Source organism: Spirillospora sp. NPDC052269 (assembly GCF_040679435.1).
Classification (GTDB): domain Bacteria; phylum Actinomycetota; class Actinomycetes; order Streptosporangiales; family Streptosporangiaceae; genus Spirillospora.
This window is the reverse complement of the sequence record NZ_JBFAUU010000046.1, coordinates 1-1778: the sequence shown is the minus strand read 5'-3', so window position 1 is coordinate 1778 and position 1778 is coordinate 1. Positions and strand designations below refer to the sequence as shown.

Annotated in this window: 3 protein-coding genes; 1 reads left to right on the top strand and 2 read right to left on the bottom strand. The window is 67.8% G+C overall.

Going from position 1 to position 1778, the window contains the following annotated elements; all coding sequences use genetic code 11:
* Positions 1–679: 679 nt before the first annotated feature.
* Positions 680–910 carry a hypothetical protein gene (locus tag AB0L06_RS43490; RefSeq protein WP_500237635.1) on the bottom strand — a complete coding sequence of 77 codons (231 nt, stop codon included), beginning with the start codon at positions 908–910 and terminating at the stop codon, positions 680–682.
* 2 nt (positions 911–912) lie between these two features.
* On the opposite strand from AB0L06_RS43490, the gene AB0L06_RS43485 reads away from it, so the two are divergent.
* Positions 913–1299, top strand: a complete 387-nt coding sequence (locus tag AB0L06_RS43485; protein WP_500237634.1) for a hypothetical protein — start codon at positions 913–915, stop codon at positions 1297–1299.
* A 73-nt stretch (positions 1300–1372) separates the two neighbouring features.
* Here AB0L06_RS43485 and AB0L06_RS43480 read toward each other — a convergent pair whose 3' ends face one another.
* Complete coding sequence (locus AB0L06_RS43480; RefSeq protein ID WP_500237637.1) at positions 1373–1726, bottom strand: TIGR02452 family protein; 354 nt, start codon at positions 1724–1726, stop codon at positions 1373–1375.
* Between the last annotated feature and the right edge of the window lie 52 nt (positions 1727–1778).

Here is a 1778-nt window from a genome sequence, read left to right as displayed (position 1 = left end):
CACCATCGACAGTGAACCCCACACGCCCCGACACAGCGGACGCCATCCGGCGTGTCACCAGACCCGGCGAACGTATGTGGTCAGCGCACTAGCGTGCTGACCTCTCCCCTCACCAAGCTGGACCCTCGATGACCGGGTCGCTGGTTGCCCGGTCTGCCCCCCCACAGCAGATCCACCACACCTGTCGCGATCATTGACGCCACCCCCATAGCCTCTGAGCTGCGCACACGCGAGGATCGAACCTCCGGCACGGTTGGGCACCCTCTGGGGAAAGCGCCGGAGTGGCACAGAACCTCGACGACGCCCCGGCCCCAGAATGCCTTCTCCTCCTCAAAGAGCAGGTCACGGCGTCCTGTACACGGGCTTGTTCCGGTCACCGTCGGGGAGACGGCCCAGACACGGCCGCGGCTGCCGCGTTGGGCGTCGTCGAACGTAGAAGGGCTTCGCCCAGCGGCCTTCAGCCTCTTCTCGGCGAGGCTGACCAGGATCGGAAGCAGGGGAAGCCGTCCGCGGGGGTGCTCGCCGACCCGTCGATGCTGCTCGAGCGCCGCCTCCAGTCTGTTCGCGGTTCCAGGGAAGCGACTACTCGCAGAAGGAGCCAGCAGGGATGTTAACCCCAGGCTTAGGCAGGGACACGGGCGATCACGTTGAGGAGGTGGAGCATGGCGTACGTCCCCTTTCAAGCCGGGTCAGTGATGACGGCGATTGCGTCGTCTCGAACGCTTTCGGTGGACACGGAATGGTCACCGGTGACCGCGTTCGCGAAACTGGCACCGGCCCACCGTCCCGCCCGTGCTGCGCCGACCAGTCCGGCGAGGCCGAACAGGCCGATCTGCGCCGTGCTCAGATGCCACGGGGCGTCCGTGAGCGGCAGCGCCAGGCCGCTCCACAGCGCGCCAAACTGCCGCACCCATGACCCACGGCTGGTCGAGTCTGCTCGCCGACTATGTGATCTATTCCACCGCCCGCGACATCACCGACGTCGCCAACGCCATCGCAGCCGAAGGCCGCGCCGTCGACCCCGACAACCTGGCTACCATCTCGCCCTACACCACCCGCATCATCCGCCGGTTCGGCAACTGGATCCTCAACCTGTCCCCCACCGACCGCTACCCCGACCACCCAGCTCGATCTCGAGTCCCGTGTCCTGTTCGCCCCATGATCGACGAGCTGGGCTGCCGCCGAGGAGGTCGTGCACAGAGATCGGCGGTGCGGCTGTTGGGGAGATCGAGCGGTCCGTCCGGGGCAAACCTCAGTCAATGCCCTGCGTGCCGCGGACGCAGGTGGCTTTCCAGGTGACCGGTTCGGCCGCGGGCAGGCTGTGCGCGGCGGGACGCCGTGCTCGCTGGGGCGGCCACCGGGAGGGTGAACCTCACGGCCGTTCGGAGCCCGGCTCGCCCGCCGGGGTGAACCGGTCGGCGAACGCGGCTCGGTTGACGGAGGCGCGTGAACGCTCCCAGATCGCGAAGATCACCCGTTCGAACACCGTCGAGAATGCACCGCCCGCTGTGAGGTGGGAGTGGAATGCCTCGGCGACCTGGTGCGGGTCGTTGCGGAACACTCCACATCCCCAAGCGCCAAGGATGAGTTGGCGCGCGCCGTGGTGAGCGGCCACGGCCAGTACTCGTTCCGCGCGTTGATCGAGGACGTCCGGGATCCGACTCCGCGCGCTCGGGTCACGACGCAGTGAGTCTTTTTCAGTGGTGTCTGGGGGGCTGCTGGTCACAGCATGATCGCGGGCGGCGCGGCGGGCCGGGAACGCAACAAAGCCCCTGGTA